Annotated in this window: 25 protein-coding genes and 1 pseudogene; 2 read left to right on the top strand and 24 right to left on the bottom strand. The window is 70.3% G+C overall.

Features of this window, described 5'->3' with window-relative positions; genetic code table 11:
* Nucleotides 1-19 precede the first annotated feature (19 nt).
* The 22 genes and pseudogenes from AMK26_RS03090 to AMK26_RS02985 form a co-directional block, all read right to left on the bottom strand.
* Nucleotides 20-1,510 (bottom strand): DNA cytosine methyltransferase, encoded by a 1,491-nt coding sequence (locus tag AMK26_RS03090; protein WP_073751624.1) that lies wholly within the window; start codon nt 1,508-1,510, stop codon nt 20-22.
* A gap of 210 nt (nt 1,511-1,720) precedes the next feature.
* Nucleotides 1,721-2,344: a hypothetical protein gene (locus AMK26_RS03085; RefSeq protein ID WP_073751623.1), complete on the bottom strand. Its 624-nt coding sequence runs from the start codon at nt 2,342-2,344 to the stop codon at nt 1,721-1,723.
* A gap of 89 nt (nt 2,345-2,433) precedes the next feature.
* A complete protein-coding gene (locus AMK26_RS03080) occupies nt 2,434-2,757 on the bottom strand; it encodes a hypothetical protein (RefSeq protein ID WP_073751622.1) in 324 nt (107 codons plus the stop codon).
* Between the two features lie 30 nt (nt 2,758-2,787).
* Nucleotides 2,788-3,729: a helix-turn-helix domain-containing protein gene (locus AMK26_RS03075; RefSeq protein ID WP_143608451.1), complete on the bottom strand. Its 942-nt coding sequence runs from the start codon at nt 3,727-3,729 to the stop codon at nt 2,788-2,790.
* 85 nt (nt 3,730-3,814) lie between these two features.
* Nucleotides 3,815-4,948 (bottom strand): PD-(D/E)XK nuclease family protein, encoded by a 1,134-nt coding sequence (locus AMK26_RS03070; RefSeq protein WP_073752970.1) that lies wholly within the window; start codon nt 4,946-4,948, stop codon nt 3,815-3,817.
* Between the two features lie 73 nt (nt 4,949-5,021).
* Nucleotides 5,022-6,029, bottom strand: a complete 1,008-nt coding sequence (bet, locus tag AMK26_RS03065) for a phage recombination protein Bet (RefSeq protein WP_073751620.1) — start codon at nt 6,027-6,029, stop codon at nt 5,022-5,024.
* 27 nt (nt 6,030-6,056) lie between these two features.
* Nucleotides 6,057-6,401: a hypothetical protein gene (locus AMK26_RS03060; protein WP_107420846.1), complete on the bottom strand. Its 345-nt coding sequence runs from the start codon at nt 6,399-6,401 to the stop codon at nt 6,057-6,059.
* Nucleotides 6,402-6,509: 108 nt separating this feature from the next.
* Nucleotides 6,510-6,713 carry a hypothetical protein gene (locus AMK26_RS03055; RefSeq protein WP_073751619.1) on the bottom strand — a complete coding sequence of 68 codons (204 nt, stop codon included), beginning with the start codon at nt 6,711-6,713 and terminating at the stop codon, nt 6,510-6,512.
* A gap of 90 nt (nt 6,714-6,803) precedes the next feature.
* On the bottom strand, nt 6,804-7,376 hold the full coding sequence (locus AMK26_RS03050) for a hypothetical protein (RefSeq protein ID WP_073751618.1): 573 nt from the start codon (nt 7,374-7,376) through the stop codon (nt 6,804-6,806).
* A gap of 155 nt (nt 7,377-7,531) precedes the next feature.
* Entirely contained in the window at nt 7,532-7,981 is a 450-nt protein-coding gene (locus tag AMK26_RS03045) for a tyrosine-type recombinase/integrase (protein ID WP_073751617.1), read from the bottom strand.
* 82 nt (nt 7,982-8,063) lie between these two features.
* On the bottom strand, nt 8,064-8,309 hold the full coding sequence (locus AMK26_RS03040; protein WP_073751616.1) for a hypothetical protein: 246 nt from the start codon (nt 8,307-8,309) through the stop codon (nt 8,064-8,066).
* 330 nt (nt 8,310-8,639) lie between these two features.
* A pseudogene (locus AMK26_RS03035) lies at nt 8,640-9,548 on the bottom strand (peptidoglycan-binding protein); the annotation flags it as partial.
* A 148-nt stretch (nt 9,549-9,696) separates the two neighbouring features.
* Nucleotides 9,697-10,134 carry a hypothetical protein gene (locus AMK26_RS03030; RefSeq protein WP_073751614.1) on the bottom strand — a complete coding sequence of 146 codons (438 nt, stop codon included), beginning with the start codon at nt 10,132-10,134 and terminating at the stop codon, nt 9,697-9,699.
* Nucleotides 10,135-11,244, bottom strand: coding sequence for a hypothetical protein (locus AMK26_RS03025; RefSeq protein WP_143608449.1), 1,110 nt, complete (start codon nt 11,242-11,244; stop codon nt 10,135-10,137).
* Nucleotides 11,241-12,167, bottom strand: a complete 927-nt coding sequence (locus AMK26_RS03020) for a hypothetical protein (RefSeq protein ID WP_143608447.1) — start codon at nt 12,165-12,167, stop codon at nt 11,241-11,243. Before AMK26_RS03020 ends, AMK26_RS03025 begins: the two co-directional genes overlap by 4 nt.
* A gap of 13 nt (nt 12,168-12,180) precedes the next feature.
* Entirely contained in the window at nt 12,181-13,137 is a 957-nt protein-coding gene (locus AMK26_RS03015; protein WP_073751608.1) for a phage tail domain-containing protein, read from the bottom strand.
* Complete coding sequence (locus AMK26_RS03010; RefSeq protein ID WP_073751606.1) at nt 13,137-17,405, bottom strand: phage tail tape measure protein; 4,269 nt, start codon at nt 17,403-17,405, stop codon at nt 13,137-13,139. The genes AMK26_RS03015 and AMK26_RS03010 overlap by 1 nt, the downstream gene beginning before the upstream one ends.
* A gap of 36 nt (nt 17,406-17,441) precedes the next feature.
* Nucleotides 17,442-17,840, bottom strand: coding sequence for a hypothetical protein (locus AMK26_RS03005; protein WP_073751604.1), 399 nt, complete (start codon nt 17,838-17,840; stop codon nt 17,442-17,444).
* Nucleotides 17,783-18,337 (bottom strand): hypothetical protein, encoded by a 555-nt coding sequence (locus tag AMK26_RS03000; protein WP_073751603.1) that lies wholly within the window; start codon nt 18,335-18,337, stop codon nt 17,783-17,785. The genes AMK26_RS03005 and AMK26_RS03000 overlap by 58 nt, the downstream gene beginning before the upstream one ends.
* 2 nt (nt 18,338-18,339) lie before the next feature.
* Nucleotides 18,340-18,975, bottom strand: a complete 636-nt coding sequence (locus AMK26_RS02995) for a phage tail tube protein (protein WP_073751601.1) — start codon at nt 18,973-18,975, stop codon at nt 18,340-18,342.
* A 131-nt stretch (nt 18,976-19,106) separates the two neighbouring features.
* Nucleotides 19,107-19,427 (bottom strand): hypothetical protein, encoded by a 321-nt coding sequence (locus tag AMK26_RS02990; RefSeq protein WP_143608445.1) that lies wholly within the window; start codon nt 19,425-19,427, stop codon nt 19,107-19,109.
* A gap of 119 nt (nt 19,428-19,546) precedes the next feature.
* Complete coding sequence (locus tag AMK26_RS02985; protein WP_073751597.1) at nt 19,547-19,975, bottom strand: HK97 gp10 family phage protein; 429 nt, start codon at nt 19,973-19,975, stop codon at nt 19,547-19,549.
* A gap of 219 nt (nt 19,976-20,194) precedes the next feature.
* Between AMK26_RS02985 and AMK26_RS02980 the strand changes: the two genes are divergently transcribed.
* Nucleotides 20,195-21,388 (top strand): IS110 family transposase, encoded by a 1,194-nt coding sequence (locus AMK26_RS02980; RefSeq protein WP_443333147.1) that lies wholly within the window; start codon nt 20,195-20,197, stop codon nt 21,386-21,388.
* A 1-nt stretch (nt 21,389) separates the two neighbouring features.
* Here the strand turns inward: AMK26_RS02980 and AMK26_RS02975 are convergent, their stop codons facing one another.
* The gene (locus tag AMK26_RS02975) at nt 21,390-21,827 is read right to left on the bottom strand and encodes a DUF6093 family protein (RefSeq protein WP_143608443.1); all 438 of its coding nucleotides are present in this window, start codon (nt 21,825-21,827) and stop codon (nt 21,390-21,392) included.
* A complete protein-coding gene (locus AMK26_RS02970) occupies nt 21,817-22,194 on the bottom strand; it encodes a hypothetical protein (RefSeq protein ID WP_031070123.1) in 378 nt (125 codons plus the stop codon). Before AMK26_RS02970 ends, AMK26_RS02975 begins: the two co-directional genes overlap by 11 nt.
* Nucleotides 22,195-22,423: 229 nt before the next feature.
* On the opposite strand from AMK26_RS02970, the gene AMK26_RS02965 reads away from it, so the two are divergent.
* On the top strand, nt 22,424-23,638 hold the full coding sequence (locus tag AMK26_RS02965; protein ID WP_274536109.1) for a helix-turn-helix domain-containing protein: 1,215 nt from the start codon (nt 22,424-22,426) through the stop codon (nt 23,636-23,638).
* Nucleotides 23,639-23,688 lie beyond the last annotated feature (50 nt).

Below are 23,688 nucleotides of genomic sequence, written 5' to 3'. Positions count from 1 at the left end.
TGTCCTTTCTTCTTGGGAGTTAGGCGAGAACGGGCTTGAGGCGTTCGCCGATCCAGCGCGCGACGTTGACCGACACGGCGTTGCCGGCCTGCTGGGTCTGGGCGGCCTTGGTGCCGACGACCTCGTACGTCTCGGGGAACCGCTGGGCTGACAGCTGCTCGCGGGGCTGCAACATGCGGAAGTAGCAGTCCTCGATGGCGGGCGCGGTCCGCACGATGGCCGCCGAGTCGCGGGTCGACAGGGTGTGCAGGGGCTCGCCCGCGGTCTTCGGCGCGGCCTTGCGGTACGGGATGACCAGCGTGTTGCGGGCCCGGGTGCCGACGTTGCCGTCGGGTACGACCAGGCCGTGGTGGCGGGCCGTGGCGATGGTGCTCAGCGGGGCGTCGATCGGCGCGGCGTCGCAGTTGTTGCGGAACTCCACGATGAACGGGTCCACCGTGACGAGGGCTTCGCTCTCCCGGGTGGTGCGGGTGCGCATCGGCTCCTCGATGGGCGAGGCCGTGTCGTTCCACGAGCCGCCGACCGGCACCAGCAGGGCTTCACCGAGCTTGGCCGTGCGGGTGGGCAGCGGCCGAGTGTGCGGGGCGAAGGCCCGGTCGGTGCCGTCCTTGCCGTGCGTGAGGGTGACGACGGACGGCTCGTAGGGGAACTTCGTCAGTCCGGCCGCGATGCGGCGCATGGTGTTCGGCACCAGCGGGCGGGCGCGGTCTCCGATGCGCTGGCCGATGTCGTCCCACATGATCACGTCGGAGGCGGGCCGGACGTACGGCTCCACCAGCGCGTGGCCACAGCGGCTGTTCGGGCAGCGGTAGTCGTACTGCTGCTGGTACTTGCCAACCTTCACCCGCGGGTCGCGCCAGCTCTGGCGTGCCTTGACGTCCCGCCCGCACTCGAAGCAGTACGCCCGTGGACGGGGGGCGAGGTCGGGGCGGCGGATCCCGGTGAGGGTGAAGACCAGGTACACGCGGTCGCGCCACTGCGGGGCGTACGGATTGGTCTCCGACCCGATGTGCGCGGAGGACACGGAGACGATCTGGACGCGGTAGCCGAGCTTCTTCATGGCGCGGATCCACTCGGGGAACAGCAGCCAGTCGGTGATGAACTCGACGACGTTCTCCACGACGACGCACGGGAACCGCTTCGCCTCGGCGGCGCGCAGCACGCACCAGGCGGTCACCCGGGTCATCTCGAAGGCTTCCGGGGGCAGTTCGCGCCACTGCTCCTCTTCCTCGAACAGCGCGTCCTGCACCGGATCGGGCCGCTTCTTCCCGCCGGCCGGGCTGACCTCGGTGCAGATGACCGAGGCCCACAGCACGAGGGCCTTCGGGAGCCAGCGCATGGGGTAGTTCTGGATGTCGGCGCAGCGAGCCGCCGCATTCGGGTGGTTGAGCCCGAACGTGTCGACGGCGGTCTGCCAGTGGTTGATGCCGAGGATGGGTTCGAAACCGGCTTCCAACAGGCCGGTGGCATCTCCGCCCGCTCCGCAGAGCAGGTGGATGGATCGGGGCACGGTCTTAGGTCTCCAAGAGGCGGGGCCGCCCGGCCCGGATGGCGGGCCGGGCGGCCGTGGTCAGAACTCGTCGGAGGCGCGTAACGCGCGGTGGTGGCGGCTGTCCTCGATGCCGAGGGCGGTGAACCCCAGCAGGCCGAGGGCGCACACGATCAGCAGCCAGATCACCGGTCCGCGCCCCCGGTGGGGCGCGGTGCGGGGCGCGGCCGGTCAGTCATCGCTGCGGGTGACGCGGACGGTCGTGATGTGTCCGGCGCACTCGAACAGCGCCAGCGGGTAGCCGTCCGTCTGGGGCCGCTGCCAGACGCGGCGGTAGCCCTCGTGGTCGGTGAGTCGCTGGGACCACTCCGAGAAGCGGGCGATGGCGGTGGCCGCGCCCTCGATCCCGGCGATCTGGTTGTGGCTCGCGCCGTACGGCGCGGTGTGCGTGGCCGAGACGATCAGCTGGGGTGCGCGGCGGGGAACGTCGAGGCCGTCGATGCGGGCCAGCAGCGGGATGAGGCTGTTCCGGTGGTGGCGCTGGGGGCCGTTGGGGGTGGAGTCGTACAGGACGGTGTGCCTGTCCGCGTTCTCCACGTCCTGGCGGACGGCCGTCCAGCCGTTCACCTCGTCGGGATCGGCGGGCAGGCTGTGCTCGGAGGCGATGATCAGCTCCGTGCCGTCCCGCAGTTCGGCGCGGACGAAGAACTCTCCTCCTCCGGCGGTCTCGATGTCGGTGACCCAGCCCGCGTAGCGCAGCGGGGTGATGACGTGGCTGTAGCGGTGGAACAGCCGCTGCCACAGCGGGTCGGTGGTGCGGTTGTGGTCGGGCAGCGCCGCGATGGTGGTGGTCATGTGCTGGTCTCCAAGAGGGTGTGCACGGCGGGCGCACAGAAAGCACGCCCGCCGTTGAAAAATGTCACCTATCTCAGGTGAAGCGGATGTCAGACGGTGGGCAGTTCACTGCGAGCGAGGATCTGCACCGACCACATCCGGCGACCGCGGGTGACGACGCAGCCGATCGCGCGCCCCTCATGGGGCAGGACGAAGCCACTGCCGCCCTCCTCCCGGCTCAGGTCGCTGACGAGCTCACGCACGCCGTGTTCGGCGCACTCGGCCGAGCAGTACAGGTGGCCACCGAGGCGCGGTGCGGCCGGTGAGCCGTGGATGACTTCGGCGACCACGACGTAGACGTCGGGGGCCGGGGTGAGTGTGTCGGTCAAGGTGGTCTCCAAGAGGTCGGCGAGTTCGGCGGGTTCCGAACTCATGCTTATATCTTAATGGCGTACACCGGGGCGTCAATGTTTCCGCTCTTGGGAACGCCCCTGTCTCCGGCGGGAGTTGGCGCCCATCTCGCGTCCCATTCGAGCCAGGTCCCGCACTCGCTGGCGGGCCATCTCCAGGGCTTGTTGGTCCGTTGCCGCGACGCGCTGCTCCTGCTCGGCGAAGAACTGCCGTAGCCAGTCCTGTTGCTGGCGGTGCTCGCGGTCGGCCGCTTCTCGCCGCGCCTGCTCCCTCCCGGCACGCGGGTTGGTCCCGCACCCCCGGCAGTTGCTCACCGGCTCGGCGTGCTTCGGGCAGCCCGCCCGCTGCGGTTCTCCGCGCTCCGCCTCCGGCTCCCCTGCGGCGTCAGCCGTGGGGGTAGGGGGGTTAGGAAGAGAAGAGGAAGAAGGAGGAAGAGAAGGGGTTTCCCCAGGGGAACCCGCTCGGTTTCCCTGCGGCAACCCACTGGGTTCCCCTGGGGCAACCCTGCCCGGAGCGTCATCAGGGTTCCCCTGGGGCAACCCTGGCTCCGAAGCGGCCTCGGCGGCGGCCCGTGCCTCTTCCCGCGCGGCGACGTCCTGCTGTGTCCGGGCCGCCGACGACGGCTTGCGGCGCGCGGTCTTGCGGGCGAGGCGGGGGTTGGTCGGGGCACGCTGCGCCGCCCGGCGCCGCTCGATCAGCTCCTCCGTCGACGGGATGGGCGGCACGCCGTGCGGGAACACCCGGTACTCGGCGCGGCGGCCGACCCGTCCGACCGTGACCCGCTCGACCAGGCCAAGGCCGACGAGCTGCGTCACCACCGTGATGACCTGCTTCTCCCCTACGCCGGCCCAGGCCATCATCCGCTCCAGGCCCGGCCGGGCCAGCCTGGTCTGGTCATCGGCCGAGTCCGCGATCTTCATGAGGACCAGCTTCTGCGTGGTGTTGATCACCTCCTTCGGCAGGTAGGCCGCCACCACCATCAGTTGGATGCTCACCGGCACCTCTCCGTGTTCCGTCCCGTCCCCGCCGCGCCGGGGCGGGGACGGAGCACCCGGGCTCCGCCCCCGCCGACTGGCGCGATCAGGGCTTCTTGCGCGCGGTGACGTTGATGCTCACCGCGGTCCGCCGGTCGTGGTCGAGGCGCGTGGGCACGGGGATGCCCACCTCCTTCAGCGTCGCCTTCATCGACGCCGCGTCCGGCACCATCGGCACCTCCAGCCCTGCGCGGCGGTACAGCGCGACCATCGCCTCGACGTCATCGACCTTGGTCGGGTTGCCGCCGCTCCACTTCAGGACGTTGTCGCCGTAGACGCCGGGTTCAGAGCCTTCGAGCTGGGCGCGCAGGAACTTCTGCCGGTCCTTGAGCGGCTTGATCTGCTCGGAAACCTCGGCGTACTCGGCCAGCACCTTCGCGCGTTCCTCGTCGTCGTGGATGAGCTGGCTCTGCGGCGAGCGCCCGGCGACGAGCGGCCCCCAGCACGCGGTGCGGAACGGGCAGTGGTCGCAGATCGCGGAGATGCCCGGCCCCTGGAAGGTGCGCGGCAGTTCCTCCGGTGAGGCGGCGGCCCGCACCTGCTGGACCCACCAGCGGGCACGGCGGGCGCGGTCGGCCTCGTAGGCGATCTCCTGAACGTGGTCGTCGCCCGAGTCGCGGTTGATGAACCGGAAGCGGATGCGGGCGACCGGTACCGGCCCGAGGTGGGCGAGCTGCCGCTGGCCCCGGACGCTGGCGAAACCTTCCGTGCCGAGCAGGTCGGCGTACAGGTACACCTGCCGCAGCTCGGCCTCGCTCGCGCCGTACCGCAGGACACTGTCCCACTGGTACGTGCTCTTGGTCTTCACGTCCTCGACGGTCGTCTCCTCGGCCGGGAGCGTGGGGCGCAGCCGCTTGGGGAGCCGTGCGGCAGTGGCGCTGTCGAGCTGGACGGCGTCGATGTGGCCCCGAAGGGTGGCGTCCTCGACGCGGCGCTCGACGAGCCAGCCGTACTCCTCGCGGGCGGCCTCGAGTATCCCGGCGTGCAGCCAGGTCCCGAGGATCGCCTTGCGCTTCTCACCGACATCGGTCGGGGTGCGGCCGTGCAGGAGGTATCCGGCCCGGCGTGCGCACACGGTGTCGCTGGCACCGAGCTTGGTCTGTTGGGAGCGGGGGCGGCGTGCGTCCGCCGCGTGAGCGGCGGGCCACAGGCTGACGGGCCGCTCCGGCGCGATGGCCATGGTGGTCACGGTGTTCTCCAAGAGGATGGGGTGCCGCCCGCCGACAGCGGGCGGCACCCGGTGTCGTCAGGGGTCAGGAGGCGCGGCGGGGCGCGGAGGTCGACTTACGCGGGGTGCGCTTCGCCCGAGCCGGGGCCTCGTCGGACTCTGCGGCGGTGTCCGGCTTGGCCTCTGCGGCGGCCTTCTTCGCGCGTGCCCGCTTCCTCGGCGCGGGCTTGTCCGTGCTCTCGTCCTGGTCCCCGGCCTGGGAGTCCTCGGCGGACTCCTCCTTCGTGTCGCCGCCCTTGTCGTTGCCGCCCTTGTCGTCGCCCGCTTCGAGCCCGGCAGCCTCGCGCAGGCGTCGGGTCGCCTCCTCCGCCTCGCGGACGACGGCTTCGGCGTCGGCCCGCGCCATCTCCTCGTCCACGTACACGCCGGACAGGTCCTGCGGTGCGGCCATGCGCAGCGCGCCGGCCTCGGCGCACTTGCGGAGCATGTGGGCGGGCATCTGCTGCCACATCTTCGCCACGACGTACGCGCCCTGCTTGCGGTCGTAGTACGTCGGGGCGAACTCGTCCCAGCGGGCGATCATGGGGAACCGGCTGGTGCCGCGCAGGACGGTGACCTTGACCGCGGCCGGGTACGCCTTGGACAGCCAGACCTCGTGGGCGTTGCCCTCGGAGTCGTAGTAGACGGTGTCCTCGTACGAGATGGACTCCCCGGCCTTGGTAGCCGCGCGGTGGGCCACCGTGCGGAAGCCGTCGATGCCGGTCTGGATGGTCCAGGTCTTCTCCGGCTCGTCGGGGTTGTCGGCGGCCTTCCAGTTGGTGCGGCCGATCATGTAGATCTGCCGCGCGAACGGGTCGAGGCCGGACCGCACGCAGAAGTGGAAGAACAAGGCCAGTTGGGCACGCGGCGCCTGGGCGAGTCCGGGGCTGATCAGCGACAGGGCGGCCACCTGACGTGCGTCGAACTCGACTTGGTCGGCGCGCAGGACGACGGCGCTCTGGGAGACGCTGCGTTCGGGCAGCTTCTCGGGGACGGTCGGCACCGGTGCGGCCGACGCCGTGTCACCGTCCTGCTGTTCGGTGGGTTGGTTCATGGGTCGTGTCTCTCCAAGAGGGTTGGTTCACTCGGTCCGCAGGCTGCGGACCTCGAAGGCGCCCGCCCATTCGGGGTGGCGCTCGATCAGGAGCCGGACGTACCGGCTGCGGAAGTTGTTGTTGAGGCGGAACTCGTCGCCCTCGGTCGCCGTGACGTAGCGCCAGCGCAGGACCTCGAAGAGCATCCCGATGCCGACTCGGCTTGCGCCGCGCTTGAGGTAGTCGGCAGTCAGGGCCTCCAGCGCGCGCAGCACCCAGGGGTTGAGCTGGTGGAACGTCTCGAACTGGGCCTGGATCGACGCCGGCTGGCCGTCCGGCTGCCTCACGGTGTGGATGACCAGGCCCGGTATCTCGTCCTGGACGGCTGCCATACCCACCCCCTGATGACTTCTTTCAAGAATGTCACCTATCTTGCGGGTCGGCGGGCGGATGATCAACCCCACCGGTTACAGGCGCGACTTCACACGCTCAGCCCGAGGTCAGACCGAGGCCCGATCGGCCGCTTCCTCCATGCGCGCCTCACGGGCCTCGTTGGCCGCCGATGCGGCCCGCAGGGCGGCGATGGCGACGTTGGAGTCGGGGTGCTTGAGGACGTAGAGCGAGAGGGCCCCTTCGAGGACCAGGGCCTCTCGGGCATCCATGGCCACGATCTCGCCGCCGTCCGGTGTGGCACTGAACTGCACTGCTGCCTCCTTGGTGAACTGCGGACCCCCGTAACGGGGATCGCTTATATCTTATTCGCAATTCGGGGCTAAGTACAGTGTTTGCGCAGGTCAGAGGGCCTTTCGGGCGTGGCGGCCTCGAGTCAGCACGCGACTGCCGGGCCCGTTGTACGTGCCGTCGCGCAGGGCGGCGACGACTGCTTCGTCCACGTCCCAGGGCAGGCTGCGCGCGCTCTCGCGGAGCTTGGGGACGGCGTCGAGGACGGTGTCCAGCATCCAGAGCATCGACCCGGACAGCAGCCAGTCGTGCTCCGGGAACCGCCCTGTCGCGATGGTCGTCGCCAAGTTGCCCTGGGCGGGCAGGTGGAACAGCTCGATGATCTCCTGCTGGCCGACGATCGGCGGCAGCTCATCCCCCAGGCCCGGCTCCCAGCCCTCGCCCTGCTCCGCGATGATCCGTGCCTTCACGTCCAAGTCGACCTGGCGAAACCGCGCCGTGGTCGCTCCCCACTCGGCCGCGAAGCCGAGCGGCCAGTACCGCACCCCGCTGACGATGATGGCGGTCTCCGGATCGAGAACGCTGCCGCGGCTCGGGGACAGCCACTGCGCGACCTGCTTCGGATCGACGCGGTACAGCGCGGCGAACTCCTGGTGCCCGACCAGATACGGCTTGCCCCGACTCATCCCCGTCCTCCGGTGTCTGCCCTGGATGCAGAGGGCAGCGTAGCCGTACGCGTACGCCGGCGGGCGCGGCGGTCACTGCTATGGTGGCGGCGGTCTTTCTCCAAGAGGCCAAACGGCCCCCGCTTCGGCGGGGGCCGTGTGCGTTGCCGCGCGCTCTACGCGGTCTTGCCCTCGGGCTGGTCGGCGGTGGAGCTGAGCCGGGTCGAGCCCTGCTCCTTCCTCTGGCGCGTGAACCGCAGAGCGTGGATGGTGCGCCCGCCGGTCACCTCACGGAAGGCGGTTGCCACCTCGGCCTTGGTCAGCCGCCGCCCTCCCAGCGTGAACAGCGGTCCGTCCGTGCGGGCCCCGATCAGCTCGCGCAGGGCGTTGGCCGCCGACACGGTGATCCCGGCCTCGTAGACGCCGCCTTCCTTCGCGTGCCGGATGACGACCAGGCGGTCATCCAGCTCCGCGTCCGGCACGTCGAACGCCAGGACCTCATCCAGCCGGACCTCCGACTCCCAGAGCAGTTGCCACACCGCGCGGACGGCGGCCGGGACCGCCGGGTTCGCGAGCGCGGAGTCCACCTCCAGGTCGGTGACGAGCAGGTGTGTCGTATCCATCATGACCCCCAGGCCGCAGGAACAAGTGCGCCCTCACGCTATGCGCGCTGTCGGACAACACCGCTTGACGGCAGGGGTGTTCGTCTCAGCCACGGGCCAGGCTGAAGGCGGTGAGCACCACCGCGGTGATGCTGGCCAGTACGGCGAGGGTCGGCAGCGGCCATCTGGTCTTCTCCAGCGCGCTCACCCTTTCCTCCAGGTCCTCCAGGGCCTTGTCCGTTTGGTCGCTGCGCTGGACGAGCAGCGCCAACTGTCCGTCGATGCGGGCGAATCCGACCTCCAGCGCCTGGCGCAGCTCCGCCAGGGCGAGCGCGACCTGTCCTTCGGGCACGGTCCTTCCTCCTGTTCTCTCGCTGCCCCGTGATCAGTGCTGGGGTGTGGCCGGGTCGCGCTTCATCGGCAGCCACGAGGCCGTTCCGGGCCTGCCCAGGACGGTGCCGAGGGTGGACTTCAACGCGCTGAGCGCGGCCGGTATGGCGGAGACCGCGGCGGCCTGCCACGCCGACAGGGACACCATGTCCGTCGTGCTGGAGGCTGCCATCAGGCCCAGCAGCGCCTGGAGGTAGGTGGCAACGGTGCGCTCGGCGACATCGGCAAGGGCCTGCGGCATCGGGTTGTGCTCCTGGTTCGGGGTGGTGGGGGTCGGGTCGGCGTCACCGGCCTGGCGCGGGACGCGCAGGTCCGCCCACGTCTGCGGGCCGGGAATGCCGTCGGCATCGGCGCCGTGGTGGCCGCGCTTGATCTGGTAGGCCGCATACGAGCGGCGGTGCGCGTCGTTCCACACCGGACCGGGCGGCGTGTCGTAGGAGTCGCAGCCCTCAGCGATCAGCCGCTTCGCCATCGCGGCGATCACCGGGGAGGAGCGGCCCTCGCGGAAGAACTGCTTGCCCGGGTACGCCGCGTACTTCGGTGTCGGCTTCGGGTCCGGCTTGGGCTTCGGCTTCGGCTTCGGCTTCGGGTCGGGCTTCGGCTTACCGGCGTCCTTGAGGTGCCGGGCGACCCGGGCGCGGAAGTCGTCCATGTCGATGCCGCCCGGGTCCGGCTTCCCCGGCTGCCACTCCTTGTGGCCGATGACGGAGTGCTCGTTCCAGCCGTGCGCACGGCAGATGGCCGCCGCCGCCCGCGCCATCGCGTCGAGCTGGGCCGCCGGCCACGGCTGACTCCCGGTGTTGATGCACTCGAAGCCGTAGAAGTGGCGGTTGCCGTCGGTATCCGCTTCGTTGTCGCGCGGGAGGTCCGTCTTCTCCGCGATGACCGCGAGCAGGACGTCGGTGTCCCCCATGCCGGCGTGGTTGGTCCGGCCGTAGCCGACCAGGTGGATCGTCCCGGACCGGTCGATGACGCCATGGCACAGGGGGCCTGGGGGATCCTGGTAGCCGACGCGGCACAGCTCCACCATGTCCTTCTCGGAGCTGTACGGCCCGGTGTGGTGGATCATGACCCCGTTCGCGGGGCCCCAGTTGCCGTGGGTGTTCCGGTTGTGGGTGCGCCATTTGCCGTGCTCGACCACGCCGAGCCCGGCGCCCTTCAGCACGGACAGGAACCTGTCCGCGCTCAGCGGTGTAGCCACGCGCTTCGTCCTTCTCCCCTGCGCCGGATGGCAGTCGGCCGTGGCCGCCGCGGCGGTCCGGTCCCTCGGGAGTGCGAAGCGGGTGGAGGGTCACCCAGGCGCCATGCTACCGGCGGCACACCGGCCGGTGGCCGGGGTGCGCAGCCGGTCAGGTGTCGGCGCGGTCGGCCCGGAACGATGTGCTGTCGAGGCTGATCCAAGACGCGCGGACGCTGCCGCCGCCCTGGACGCGCAGCCGCACCAGGCCCTTCGGGTCGATGTCGAGCTGGAGGCTGCGACGTGCCGCGTCGGAGGCGACATCGACCGTGCGCGGTGCTTCCGGCCAGTAACCCTCGGGCAGCAGCGCGACCAGTTGGTCGTCGGAGGCCCGGCCGCTCGCCAGTCCGATACGGCCGCAGAATTCGGTCGTGTCCCAGGGGTTGGCGCGGAACTGCGGCGGTTGCTCCTCGTCGGGGACGGTGGTGTCGCCGGTCAGCGGCAGGTCGCGCCACTCCGGGTACGGCGCGCGGCGGGCACGCTCCAGGGTGACGACCCGCTTCTCCAGCTTGGCCAGTCGGCGTCCGAGGTCGGCGATCGTGTCCGGCACCTACTGCTCCTCTTCCTCGCCCGTCTCGTCCTCGGGCTTGTTGGTGCGCTCCAGCTTCAACGTCACGCGCTCGGCCGTCTCGCCCTCGCCAGGCCGCACCGTCCAGCCGACGATCCGGCACCAGCCGTCGTACTCGGTGTGCGGCTCGAACAGGCGGATCCGCACGTCGTCCCCGATGCGCAGAGCCTCGATCGGGGCCGCCGGGTGGTCGGTGATCTCCAGCTCAGTCAACGAGGGCAGGACCTGGCGGGCCAGCCGTTCACGGCGCGCCCGCTGCTTCAGCTTCGCCTCGTCCTTCTCGCTCGTCTCCAGCCGGTGTTCCAGGCGCAGGCGGCCGTTGCGCACGCCGTCCACGACGACCTTGCGCTTCTTGCCCTCGCCCGCGCCGAGCCCGATGACCCACTGGGCGTAGGAGTCGGCGTCCTTGATGACGTGCGGGGTGCCGACCACGTTGGCGCCGGTGGTGAACGTCAGGTCCTCGCGGCGTCGGCCAAGGCGCGGCGCACCGAGGATGATGCGGCGCTCGGCGCGGCGCCCGCGCCATGCCACGGTCTCCGACCACTCCAGGCCGTCATCGATCTCGGCCATCTCATCCACGATCTCGCCGAGGTTGCGCGGGTCGGTCTTGGAGGTGGTGTACGGGTCTTTCGCGGTACCGGTCTTCGCCTTCGACTTCGTGTCGTCCACGACCACACCGAGGTCGCCGTCCGGCTGCGCCTGGGCGTAGGCCCACACATCGCGGATCACCTCGCACGGGTCCGCTTCGATGTACGGGCCGCGTCCGCCGAGGTTGCCGTGCAGGTCAAAGCGGCGGTGGAGGTAGCTCGTGAACCCGGAGGCTTCGACGGGCAGTGTGTTGCCCTCCGGTTCGGCGCGCCACAGCAGCCCGCCCCAGTCGAGGCGGGCGTTGCGCTCGACGAGGAGCACGGTGTCGCCGGCGTCGAGCGCGTCACCAAGGGAGCGTCGGAACGCGGTCGGCAGGGTGGCCTTCAACGAGCCAGGCCCGGATATCTCCGGGCCGTACTCGACCTCGCTCAGCGGCAGGTTCCAGTGCAGAACATCGCCGGTCGCGGCCCGCACGACGATGTAGCGGTAGTCGGCCATCGTCACGCAGGCCCTTCCGTGAACGCGACGTCGAGCGTGACCGTCGTGCCCTTGGCCACGGTCAGGTCGCCGTCGCCGTACTTGTCGTTCTGGTTGATCTCGACGGCCAGGTGCTGGCGGGTGCCCCGGTAGGTGGGCGGCACGGCGAGCGTGTCGGCCAGGGTCACGGAGGAGCGGCGGGTGGTGGTGCCGTCGTCGTCCACAACGGTCGGCTTCGCGGCGCGCTCCCCCAGCCGCGTGCGCAGCTCGGCGTAGACCGGTCCCGCTTCGGCGCGCAGGCCGGACAGGGTAACGACGATGGCGGCCTCCGTCGCCCATGCGGGGATGTCGAGATCCCAGGCGGCTTCCTTGGGCCAGGCCGCCCACTGGCCGTGCTTGCCGGGCACCTTCTCCGTGGTGGTCGGGTGCACGGTGCGCAGGGTGCGCTCGGTGCGCGGGTTGGCCAGCCGCCGCAGATCCGTGATCATCTCGTCGGTGATGGTCGCGGTGTTCCGGGGGATGGTGAGGCGGGCGAGCGGGATCGCGGTCATCTCCCGCAGCGCGGTGGTGTCCTGCGCGCCGATGTTCTGGATGAGGTGGAAGTAGCCGATCTCCTGGCGGCGCGGGTCGCGGTCGCCTTCGAACTCCGGGTCCTCGATGCGCAGCACGAGCAGGTCGGTGCGGGCGACGGGCCCGGTCGGCGGCACGTCGACCACGGTGTCGCCGATGTTGGACTGGGTGTAGGCCCCTTGCCACGGCCGGACACCGTGGATCAGAGCAGAGCCATCGCCGACGCGGACACCGAGGCCTGGAGTCTCCAGGGGGCGGACCTTCAGGTCCTCACCGCCGGCGACACCCTGCCGGCCTCGGGCCAGGTCACGGATCATCAGGCGCATCGCGCGGGCGGAGTGGTCGGCCCCGCGCACCATCATCGGGGGTTGCAGCGTCACGAGTGCTCTCCGTTCACAGGGTGGTGTACGCCGATCGCCACGCCACCTCGAGGCGCGCGGTGCCGGACGGGTCGTTCGCGCTCCATGCGATCTCGGACCGTCCGGGCGGCAGGGTGAACAGGTCGAGACGGGATGCGGGGCTGAGGTCGTTGGCGACGTTGACGGTGCCGTCGCGCAGGGCCCAGCAGGTGCCGGGCCGGGTCTCCATCTCCACCCACTCGCCGTCGCGCAGCGACAGGTCGAGTTCGAGGACGCGGCGGGTGACGGTGTTCCAGATGCGTGGGTCGGTCACCGGGCCGTGCACGCGCAGGCTCGGGTAGGTCGGCACGTCGCCGTGGTTGGTGACCCAGCCGGGGCGGTCGTCGGCCGGGTGGTGGTCCGGGTCGGCCGGGCGGCGGCAGGCGGCGGGTCGGCCCATTGCCTCATCGACGGTGCGGTCCCCGCTGCGGGGGCGGGCGGCCTGGTCCAGGCCGAGCGTCAGCTTCGACAGCTCGTCGTCGTACCAGCGAGGGTTGTCCAGGCCGACAAATTCGATGTCGAGGGGTATCCACCCGTGCACCGCGTTGGCTGTGCTGGTCGCCTCCATACGCCGAAGTCGCCCGTACATGCGGCGCGTTGCATGCCCGGGCCACCTGCCTCGCAGGACGTGACGGCCGTCGGGATTGGTACGGGCGTCGGGGGTGTCCAGGGCGCGCTCCAGCCGGGCGAGGATCTCGGCGGCCTTCACCGGGTCTCCGGGCGTCTTGATGCCCGCCTCGAAGCGCAGGGGGCGCGGGCCGTAGAAGTCCCGGCCCGGTGAGGTGCCGTCGCTGTTGGAGTTGTCGGCGTCCTGCGGGCGGGTGCCGGGTGATCCGAGCCCTTCGACGTTCCCTATCGGGACGTAGCTGCCGGTGCCGAGGACGACACCGCCGATCTCGTACTGCCACGGGGCCAGTTCGGGGCGGCTGTGCTTGTTCGGTGCTGTGGTCATCACACTCTCCCGCCCCGCTGCGCGTTGCGCAGGGTGCGCATCATCTCGTTGCCGATCTGCTCGGGGGTGGCGGATCTGTCGGTGACGGTGACCGGCATCGAGCCGATCAGCGGCTGCTGCTCGCGCACGACGACGACCTGGACCCGCCCGCCGGCACGGGCGTCCACCACACGGGTGCGGGCGCGGTCGCTGCCAGTACGGATGTCGAAGGAGCGCACGACGCCCGCCATGGCCGCGACACTGCGGGCCTGCTTGAAGCTGCTGGCGAGCATCGGGTTGTAGTCGCGGCTGCTCCGGCCTCGTACGCCGCCGTTGGCGTACCACTCGACCTGGCCACCGAACCGGTCGACCACGGTCTCCACGATCGCCTTGCTGCGGTCGCGCTTCGAGGCGGCCATGGGCACGTACGCCTCCCCGCCGGTCTCGGGCTCACCCCAGATGCGCCAGCTCCCGGCCGGGGCGATCTGCGCGACGTGCCGCTCGCGGCGCCGGGGACCGGTGATCCCACCGTCGGCGAAGTAGTCGACGACACCGCCGTCGGCCTGCTTCTTGGCCAGCCGCTCCTGGGTCTTTGCCTGCTGCTCGATGGCGTCGGCGATAGAGGTGTTCTGCTCAGCGAGCTGGTCGAAGATCGTTACGTGGCGCGTGGTGACGGTCACCTCTTTGCCACGCAGCGCGTTGATACGGCCCTGGATCGTGTCGGCCGCCTTCTTCGGGCCCCCGGTGGGGACCGTGACCTTCACGTCCTTGGAGCCGGGGATCTTTTCGATGCGGAAGCCGAGCGACTCCAGTTGCTTGCGGGCCTCTGCGGTCGGCGCGCTGACCCGGACGCTCTTCGCGCCGGGTGTCGCCCGGATCTTCGCCTGCACTGCCTCCAGGCTCTTGATCGCCGCGGCGGTCGGCGCGGACACCTTCACGTTCTTCGAGTTCGGGGTCTGCCCGAGCTTGTCGATCAGCACGTCCAGGTTCTTGCGAGCGCCCGCCGTCGGTGCCGTGATCTTGATCTGCCGCGTACCCGGGACCGTCTTGACGGTAAAGCCGAGGCTCCGAAGCTTCTTCTGCGCGCCCTCGCTCAGCGAGTCCACCTTGATCGTCTTCTGCTTCGGCAGCCGGTGGAACTCGGCCTGCACCGCGATCAGGTTCGCCAGGGTGCTGTCCATGCCCTTGGTCTGGAGGAGCAGTGTCACCTTCGACGGCAGCAGGCCAAGGCTGTCGGCGACGCCTTCGGCCTGTTCCTTCGTCAGCCCGTAGCCGCGGGCGGCTCGGATCGCCTCCGCGCGGGCGCGGCTCATCTCCCCACGGGCCTTCGCGAGCGCCGCCGGCAGTGACTGGCCGTTGCGAATGGCCAGGTCGTACGTGGCCACCGAGGCATCGGCCGCCGCATCGGACAGAGCGGTGAGCTGGGTGTAGAGCTGCTGCCCGTTCCTCGTGGTGGTGTTGAGGGTCTTGTCCTGGTTGACCAGCTGCTTGCCGCCGTAGCCCTGGCCACGGTTGACGTTCTTGCTGCCCTCTTGAAGGTCAAGGACGGCGGAGTTGACCTTCGCCTTCGCGGCCTGGAGGGAGATCTGGCCGCCGGACAGCAGGTCGAGGGCGCTCTTGAGGGAGCGGGTGCGGGTGTCGGCGTCGGCCGTCTCGTCCGCCAGCCCGCCGACGGCGGCCTTGAGCCGGTCGTAGGCGGAGGTGCCGTCCCCAGCTCCCCGAGCCGCCTTCGCCAGCTCCTTGGCGTTCTTGACCGACTCGGCCATTTCGCCCTTGACGCTGCCGAGGGCGTCGGCGGCGTCCTTGTACTGCTGGCCGACGTCCGAGTAGACCTGCTTGGTCGCCTTGCCGCCCGCCACGTCCTTCCACACCTTGTGCTTGTCGGCGGTCGCCTGCATCTGCTTTTGCAGCGCCTCTAGCGAGGTGCCCTGCCCGAGGTAGGCGTCGGTCAGGGAGGCGAGCGGCACACCGGCGTCCTCCATGACCTTCGTCAGCTGCCCCTGGCTCGTCTTGGTGTCCAACAGGATCTGGGCGGCCTGCTGTCGCACGTTGCTGTCGATTTGCCCGCCGGACTCACGCAAAGCCGAGGTCAGTGAGGAGATGCGTTGCTGGTGCTCTGCCGCAGCCTGCGCGGCCTTCTGCTGACGGGCGGCGAGCAGGCCCAGGCCGACGGAGACACCGGCCATGGCGATCCCGAACGGCCCGCCGAGCGCGTTGCTGACGCCGCTCACAGCGGAGCGCAGTCCCGAACCGGCCGCACGGCCGATGCCGTTCAGCGTCCCCATGAAGGTCACTCCGGCGCCGTTCGCGCTCCGGAACGCCGCCGTCATGTTCCCGAGGAAGCCGACGCGCGCCTGCACAGCGGCCCAGGCCGCGCCATACCGGGACAGCGTGACACCGGATGCGGCGGCCAGGGTCTGCTGCACCCGCATCTGCTGGTTGAAGGACTGGATGCCCGACCTGACGGGGCCGGTCATGGTGTTCGCCATGTTGGTCAGGGCGGGCTGCGCGCGGCGGAACAGGAGCATCGCCAGCGCGGCCGACTGGATCGGTGCGGGCAGTGCGCCGAACGCGCTGACCAGACCGCCGACGAGGTGGCCGATGGGGACGAGGACCAGGGACAGCCCGGAGACCGCGTCCATGGCCACGTTGCCGACGGTGGTGATGATGTCGAGCGTGCCGGCCGCCGCGCCGCCCTCCTCACCGAGCCCGGCGACGGCCTTGAGGAGCGGTTCCGCGCCGTCGGCGGCGTTGTCCAGGACGTCGCCCAGGGTGCTTGCGGCATTGATCAGCAGGTTCAGGCCGGTGGCCAGCGAGTGCTCACCGATCTCCGTGAGCGGCCCGATCAGCGCCTTGGCCTCATCGATGAGCCCGCTGAGCCCGTTCTTCGTCGCCTCCTTCAGGTCGGGGCCGTACAGGGTGGCGATGTCGCGGCCGTAGTCGAGGGCCGTGGTCAGGTACGGGGTGGCCCCGGACATCCCGCGGGTGAGCAGACGAGTCACCCACTCCAGGCCGGGCGCCATCCCCTCGTACAGGGCGATCCCAGTCTGTTTGGCCTGGGTGCGCAGTTGCGTCATCGCACCGGCGAGACCCTCGCCGCGCGAGGCGGTGATGGACGCTGCTGAGCCGGTCTGGCGTACCGCCATCGACAGGGCGTCGAAGGACTCGGTGCCCTGGTGGGCGAGCGCCACCGCGCCGGACAGGGCGGGCTTGCCGAAGGCGCGGGTCACTCCGGCCGCGAAGTCCTTCTGGCTCATGGAGTGTTCGGCCTTCGACAGACCGTCGATCACCGTGCGCAGGCCCTTGAAGCGCCCCTGCGCGTCCCAGGCTTCGATGCCGAGGTCCCGTAGGGCGTTCTTCATGATCGGCGTCGGCGCCGCCAGGTTGGCGAAGATCCCGCGCAGGCTCGTGCCCGCCGTCTGGCCGAGGATGCCGCTCTTGCCGAGCATGCCGACCGCGGCGGCGGTGTCCTGGAGGCTGACGCCGAGCGCGTTCGCGACCGGGCCCGCGTACCGCATCGAGTAGTAGATGTCGGTGATGGAGCCGGAGGCGTTGTTCGCCGTGGCCGCGAGGGTGTCCGACGCCCGGGATGCCTGATCAGCACCGAGGCCGAACTGATCCATGATGTCGCCCAAGTACTTGGCCGACGTGGCGGCGTTGACGTCGGCCGCCGCCGCGAGCTGGAGCGAGGCGCGTACGGCGTCGATCGACTGATCCGCACGGAAACCGGCCTTGCTCAGCTCGACCATGCCCTCGGCGGCGTCCGCCGACGTGGAGGTGGGCAGCGTCAGGTCGTTGCCGAGTTCCTGAGCGACGACGGCGGCGCGCTTCATCTGCGCCGCGGTCGCGCCGGTCACCGCCCGGAACAGGTTCATCTGCCGCTGGTAGCGGTTGCCCTCCTCGATCATCTCGCCGGTGCCGAGGACGAGGGCGCCGCCAGCGAGCATGTTCGTGGCGGACAGGCCCCGGCGACCGGCCCCGGCGGTCGCCCGCTGGAGCCGGGACATCGACCGGGCGCCGTCGTCCCCGGCCGCGCGCAACGCCGCACGGGCCGCCCCGGCGCGGGCGGTGATCCGGTTCAGCTCCCCGACGGCCGCGCGGGAGGAACGATTCAGCGCAGCGAACTGCGCAGCGAGCCGCGCCCCGTTGGCGTCCAGTCGGGCCAGGGACCGGTTCACGGCCTCGGTACGGTCCCCCAGGGTCCGCATCTGGGCGGAGGCAGCACGGGTTCCCGCGATCAGGTCGCGGACCTCGGCGCGCATCGCGACCGTGAGGGTGAACCCGGCCACCGCGGCGGCCTCCTTACTTACGTGGTGCGGGGTGGATCAGGGGCGCGGCTCGTACTGCTCGCGCGGCAGGAGCTGGATCTTCACGCCGTAGCCGGACCGGTCCTGGGGGACGTGATCGCGTTCCTGCTCGATCAGCTCGCAGCCGGGGCAGCGCAGGGTGTCGGTGACGTAGGCGTGGGGGTCGCCGCCGCGTTCGCGGTCCCACTCCTCCAGCCGGGTGTGGCACTCCGGGCACACCGACCGCTGCCAGTCCGCCCAAGCCAGCGCCTTGGCGCGGTCGAGGTCGGTCCAGCGGCCGTCTCCGCCGAGGAATTGCGAGTGCGGGATGCCGTACCGCTCGCACAGCTCCAGTTCGGCGCGCAGGCCGGCGTCACGGCTCAGCCTTTTCCCAGCTCGACCCGGCTCTCCTGCTGGATCTGCCAGGCGGCGTCCCACAGCGCGTTGGCGTCCGGCGCCGACCAGCCGTTCAGCAGCTCCTCGGCCTCCTCGCGGCTCATGCCGTCCACGGAGGCCGCCGCCACCAGCGCGGCGGGGAAGGTGTCGGGGTTGAAGATCGCCCCCTCCTCCGCCTGCTGTTCGGTGGGCGAATGCTCGGCGATCAGCTCCTCCAGCACCGGGCGCGGCAGCGCACGGAAGGTCAGGAACTCCGAGGCGGCGTCGAGCGCCGCCAGGGCCTGGTCCCGCGCGGCGTCGGCGTCGGTGACCTGGCGTGCGGCGAGCTCGTCACCCGGGTTGGCTTCGGCGACGAACCGGGCACGGCGGGCGGCCTGCTCAGCCTCGTCGTACCGCTGACGCAGCTCGGCGTCATCGCAGATGCGCAGCCGGTTCTGCGGGCGGGTCCGGCGGCGGAGCCGTTCCATCTTGGCCGACCACGCCCCCTCCGCCGCCGTGGCGGAGGGGGACGGGCGCTTGGCCTGTGCGGGGCGCGACACGATCAGCCCTCGTCGGCGTCGTGCTCGCGGACCGTCGCCTCGGTCTTGGTCTTCGTGGTGCTGACCACGGTCACGTCGACGTGGTCACCCTCGGGGTGGCCGTGCCCGTGGTCGTCGTCGCAGTCCTCGTCCGGCAGCGGACGGGGGTGGGCCTGCGGCACCGGGCGGTCGAGCGACGGCTCGTCGGTGATCGTGAAGTCCACCTTGAACTTCGCGGCCTCGTTGCCGGTGCTGTACGTCGCGGCGCGGGTGGCGACCTGAACGGGGAAGACGTCCACCGAGCGGGAGCCGGGCAGGTCGCCCTTGCGGAGCAGGATGACGTAGCCCTTCGCGCCCTTGGGGAGCTGCTGCTCGATGGCGTCGGAGAACCGGTCCTCGTAGAAGGTCAGGCTGGAGTTCTCGGCCTTGTCGTTGCCCGGGATCGAGGAGTTGAAGGTCGAGCCCATGTCGGGGGTCTCGATGGGGTCGTTCTCCAGCGCCCAGCCCTCGATGTCCGAGACGGCGTCGGTCAGGGCGAAGGCGTTAGTGATCTCTCGGCGGCTGGGGTACTTCGGGTCGTTGAGGTCCTTGGACCAAAGGATCTTGGAGATGCCGCGCCGCAGAAATCGGGTCTGGGCCTTCTTCGTGCTCGTGGACACAGGTCCGCTCCCACTTCTGGGGCAGCGTCCCGTGCCGAGGCCCTGCCCCTTGAGGTTCAAAGGGGGTTCGCCTGGCCTGGGGCCTAGCGTCCGCGCGGGCCTCCGCGGTGAGGATCAGAAGAATCGATTCTTCATGCCGGGGTCACGGTGATCGTGACCCGCTGCACGTAGGACACGATAGCGCCTGCCGCCGACACCGAGGGCTCTCCTCCGGCGTCGTAGGTCAACTCCCGGTCAATGACACGCGCTTCGGGAACATGCAGGTCGTGGGTCCAGCTTCCGTCGGTCCGGCCGACCACGCCGGCGCGCACGCGGTCGGCCAGCCACTCGACCTGATCGGCTCGTTCCCCGACCGAGGTGACCTGGTAGGACCAGGCGGCATCAGCGTGCCAGTCCCACAGGGGCGGGCCCGCGAACTCGGCGGGCAGCGAGTCGAGGATGGTGTACGGCACGGGCGCGGGCTCCCACCCGGACTTGCCCTGAACCCGCGGGAGTTCACCGACACCACACGGGCGGCCCGTGGTGTGCTCCAGGAGGGCGGCGAGCGCGCGGGTCACCGGAAGACGAGCGGTCACGGCAGCACCCCGTCGGCCAGGGCCTGGATGAACGCGGGTTCGGTCTGCCGGAACGCGGGCTCGACGTGCGGGAACGGCGGCTGCCGGTAGTGCCGCCCGAGGCTGTCCACGCCGACGAAGCCGTACTCCAGTCGTCGCGCCTGCGGGGCGTCGGAGAACACCTCGGCGGTGACCTCGCCGCCGCCGGTGCGCATCCGCACGTCCCAGGAGGCGCGGTACTGCCCGGTGATCACGTTCGGGCCGGGCCTACCGCTAGCGTTCCGCTGGATGCGGACCCGCAGCAGCATGGCGTGGTGCCGTGTGATCGTCCGCGTACGGGCACGGGTCGCCGGGCCCATTCGGGCCAGCACGGCGGCCAGCGCGATCGGATCACGGAACGCGGTCGCGTCCGGGTGAGCGTTGGGGTGCGGGTTCGCCGGGGCCATCAGTCGATCCTTAAGAATGTTGGCGGTCCGGGAGGACCGGGTGTGGCTGATCAGTCGATGCCGCTGATGGCTCCAGGTGAATGGCCACCCGGTCCTCCGGGACGCTCTGACTGCTGATTGAGAGCTGCGGGCATCGCAGATTAAGGACGCGTCGGCGGAGTGTTCCTCGGGCCATGAAATTGCTGGCACGGAGGATCGGAGCGAGCCGCGGTGACCAACCTGGGCGAGCGGATATGGGTCGGCATCGACGCCGGCAAAGGGCATCACTGGGCGGTGGCGGTCAACGCCGACGGCGAGACCGTCTTCTCCCAGAAGGTCCTCAACAACGAGGACGAGATCCTCCAACTCATCGCAACGGCCTGCGAGGCCGGCGGCGAGGTGAGGTGGGCGGTGGACATCTCCGGCCGTGCCTCCGCTCTGCTGCTGGCCCTGCTGATCGCCCACAGCCAACAGGTGGTGTACGTCCCCGGCCGCACGGTCAACCGCATGTCCGGTGCCTACCGCGGCGAAGGGAAGACCGACGCGAAAGACGCCCTGGTCATCGCCGACACGGCCCGGATGCGTCGGGACTTCGCACCACTGGCGACTCCTCCGGAGTTGGTCTCCGAACTGCAGCTGCTCACCGCGCACCGCGCCGACCTGATCGCCGACCGGGTGCGGTTGCTCAACCGGCTGCGAGACCTCCTGCTCGGCATCTGCCCGGCACTGGAGCGCGCCTTCGACTACTCGGGCAGCAAGGGATCGCTGGTCTTGCTCACCGGATACCAAACCCCAGCTGCCCTGCAGCGAATCGGCATCAAGCGACTGACCACCTGGCTGGAACGGCGAATGGTGCACAGTGCCGCCGATGTCGCGGCCAGGGCAGTGGAAGCCGCCCAGACCCAGCAGACCGCGCTTCCCGGCGAGAAACGGGCCGCGAAGCTGGTCTGCGACCTTGCCCACCAGCTCCTCGCCCTGGACCAGCGGATCAAGGACATCGACCGCGAAATCCGCGAGACCTTCCGTACGGACGACCGCGCCGAGATCATCGAGTCCCTGCCGGGCATGGGCCCCATTCTGGGCGCCGAGTTCGTCGCCATCGTCGGCGACCTGTCCACGTACAAAGACGCCGGTCGCCTGGCCTCCCACGCTGGCCTCGCACCGGTGCCACGTGATTCCGGTCGCCGCACGGGCAACCACCACCGGCCCAAGCGATACAACCGGCGCCTGCGGCACATTTTCTACCTGTCCGCGCAGACCGCGATGATGCGGCCGGGTCCGTCGCGTGACTACTACCTCAAAAAGCGTGCCGAAGGGTTGCGTCACACCCAGGCGCTCTTGTCTCTCGCCCGACGACGGGTCGACGTTCTGTGGGCAATGCTGCGCGACAAGAGGCTGTTCACCTCCGCCTCGCCGGTTACGCAGGCGACTTGACTCAGTCATTGAGAATCACCTGCACCCTGACGATGCGCACCACGCTGTAGGTGCCGACCGCTTCGTCGGAGACGCGGAATCGTCGGCCGACCAACTGCGGGTCGCGGGGACCGCCGGGGCGCACGGAACCGGCCACGCGGATCACGTCGTCGCGCCGCAGCACCGGCGCTTCGACCGGCAGCACGGCCTGGTAGTCGGTGGTCGGCGGCTCCACGGCGACCGACCCTCCGATGGGCTGGGTGATGGCCGGGCGGCTGATCGGCATCACCGCGCCGAGCCCGCCCCAGACCAACTCCTCGTCCGGCGCGGGCGGCACGAGCCGGCCCGTGGACTCGTCCAGCACGTCATCCGTACAGCCTGCGCTGTCCCGCCACGCTTCCAGCTTGTCGTCCAGGATGCGGCCGACGACTCGGCGCGCACCCTCCACGTCAAAGGCCACGAGCCCACTCCACAAGCTGGGTCAGCATCGCCTTTGTCAGCGAGTACGGCTCGGAGCCGAGGTCAGGGCGGGCCAGCGCGGCGCGCTCCAGAGCCTCCGGGTCGATCGCGTCCAGGAAGATGGCTGCCACTGGCCCCGGGTCGGGCGGGTCGGCAATCGCGACACGGGCCATCCCCGACCACTGACTATCGCCGCGGTCCGCGACGTGCAGCAGGACCTCCGGCCGTTCCCCGGCGAAGTGGCTGACCGAGTACGCCTTGACGGCGCTCGGGTCGATTCGCGAGCCGTCGATCTCGATGTCGGCCCGACCGCCCCGCGCGCTGATCTCCACGCGCCGGGCGGTGGCCGTGTCGTTCGTCTGATCCATTCAGCCGACGCTAGGAGCAGTGTCGGACACCTCGAGGCGGCGGTAACGGAGCCCCGGCGGGCGCCGTCCCGTGCCTGGCCAGCCGTACGGGCGTCCTGGCGTGGATCTACGGGTTTGCTCCGTCGGTCCGTTAACACTTGGCGACGGGCCTTCTGGGCACCATTCGCAATACGTACTCTGGCCACAATGCTCCGATCAGCGAGGGGAAGCCGACGTGAATGAGAGCGTTATGCTGGGGGACCGGCTCCGGGTGGCACGCAAGACGCGGGGACTGTCCGCCGCGCAGCTTGCCCAGCGGGTCGCGGTATCCCCCAGCCTGATACAGAAGCTGGAGTCCGGTGCGCGGAAGGCGACTCCGAGCCTGATTCTCGCCCTGTCCAGGGCCCTGCACTTCGGCCCCGAAGTGCTGACCGGTCAGCCGTACTACGGGGACCCCGAGGCGGAGGACGGCGTGCACGCCGTCATTCCGGAGCTGAGGCGCATCCTGCTGTGCTTCGACACCCCAGATGAGCTGGAGACGCGTCCACGCGCTCTGCCGGTCCTGGCCTCCGAGGTGGACCAGATCGCAGCTCTCCGGCGTGATGCCCGGTACGTGCCGATGGGGCCGCTGCTCCCGCCGGTGATCACAGAACTGACCCACGTCGCTCTCAGCGCGCGTGGAGATGAACAGCAGAAGGCGTTCTGGCATCTGGCCCGCGCCTACCGCGCCGTCAACAGCCTGGCCCACAAGATGGGGCACCACGACCTCGGCAATACGGCGCTGGAGCGGGTGAGGTGGGCAGCGGATCGCAGTGGTGACCCCCTCATGCAGTTCACGGCCGGGTTCCTGGTGGCGGGGTCGATGCTGCGGCAGGGAGCTACTGAGTCGGCTCGTCGCAAGCTCAAGGGTCTGCGGCACGAGTTGGAGCGGGCCCAGCCGGAGCATTCGTACACCGACGACGCGCTTGCGGTCGACGGGGCGCTGCTGCTGAAGCTGGCGGTCGTTGAATCGCGGGACAACAACCCCGATGCGGCGGAAGAGTTCCTGCGCGAAGCAGAGCAAGTCGCGCTGATGGCCGGCAACCGGGACAGCCTGGCCTACGAGATGAGCTTCGGCCCCACAAACATCAAGATCCACTCGGTGCATACGTTGATCGACACCGGCGACAGCGAGCAGGCCCTCGCCCGGCTCGCTGAATGGGGACAGGGCGGAGCGGCATGGGCGCCGCCTGCCTCCACGGTGGGTGAGCGATCCAGCCACCATCACATCGACGTCGCCTCCGCGCGCCTGGCGGAAGGTGACCGCGGTGGAGCGTTCGCGGAGCTGAAGCGAGCCCGGAAGATCGCGCCGAATCACACGCGATTCCACCCATCCGTACGCGAAACGCTCGGCTCGCTGCTGCGCATGGACACGCACCCGTCAGCCGAGTTGTCCGCGTTCGGCACCTGGGCCGGAGTCGCCTAGCACAACTCCCCTTACTCTCGCGGGACTTGGCCTGAATTGGGTGCGGACAG

It is taken from the genome of Streptomyces sp. CB03234, assembly GCF_001905885.1.
Lineage (GTDB): Bacteria > Actinomycetota > Actinomycetes > Streptomycetales > Streptomycetaceae > Streptomyces.
This window is presented reverse-complemented; position numbering and strand designations above follow the sequence as displayed.

Bases quoted from the DNA above. Each gene is read 5' to 3' on its own strand.
- AMK26_RS03060 (WP_107420846.1), bottom strand. From the start codon at position 6,401: ATGGCAGCCGTCCAGGACGAGATACCGGGCCTGGTCATCCACACCGTG.
- AMK26_RS03080 (WP_073751622.1), bottom strand. From the start codon at position 2,757: ATGAGTTCGGAACCCGCCGAACTCGCCGACCTCTTGGAGACCACCTTG.
- AMK26_RS02985 (WP_073751597.1), bottom strand. From the start codon at position 19,975: ATGGCCCCGGCGAACCCGCACCCCAACGCTCACCCGGACGCGACCGCG.
- AMK26_RS03070 (WP_073752970.1), bottom strand. From the start codon at position 4,948: ATGGCCATCGCGCCGGAGCGGCCCGTCAGCCTGTGGCCCGCCGCTCAC.
- AMK26_RS02970 (WP_031070123.1), bottom strand. From the start codon at position 22,194: ATGGATCAGACGAACGACACGGCCACCGCCCGGCGCGTGGAGATCAGC.
- bet (WP_073751620.1), bottom strand. From the start codon at position 6,029: ATGAACCAACCCACCGAACAGCAGGACGGTGACACGGCGTCGGCCGCA.
- AMK26_RS02965 (WP_274536109.1), top strand. From the start codon at position 22,424: ATGCTGGGGGACCGGCTCCGGGTGGCACGCAAGACGCGGGGACTGTCC.
- AMK26_RS03045 (WP_073751617.1), bottom strand. From the start codon at position 7,981: ATGATGGATACGACACACCTGCTCGTCACCGACCTGGAGGTGGACTCC.
- AMK26_RS03085 (WP_073751623.1), bottom strand. From the start codon at position 2,344: ATGACCACCACCATCGCGGCGCTGCCCGACCACAACCGCACCACCGAC.
- AMK26_RS03015 (WP_073751608.1), bottom strand. From the start codon at position 13,137: ATGACCACAGCACCGAACAAGCACAGCCGCCCCGAACTGGCCCCGTGG.
- AMK26_RS03050 (WP_073751618.1), bottom strand. From the start codon at position 7,376: ATGAGTCGGGGCAAGCCGTATCTGGTCGGGCACCAGGAGTTCGCCGCG.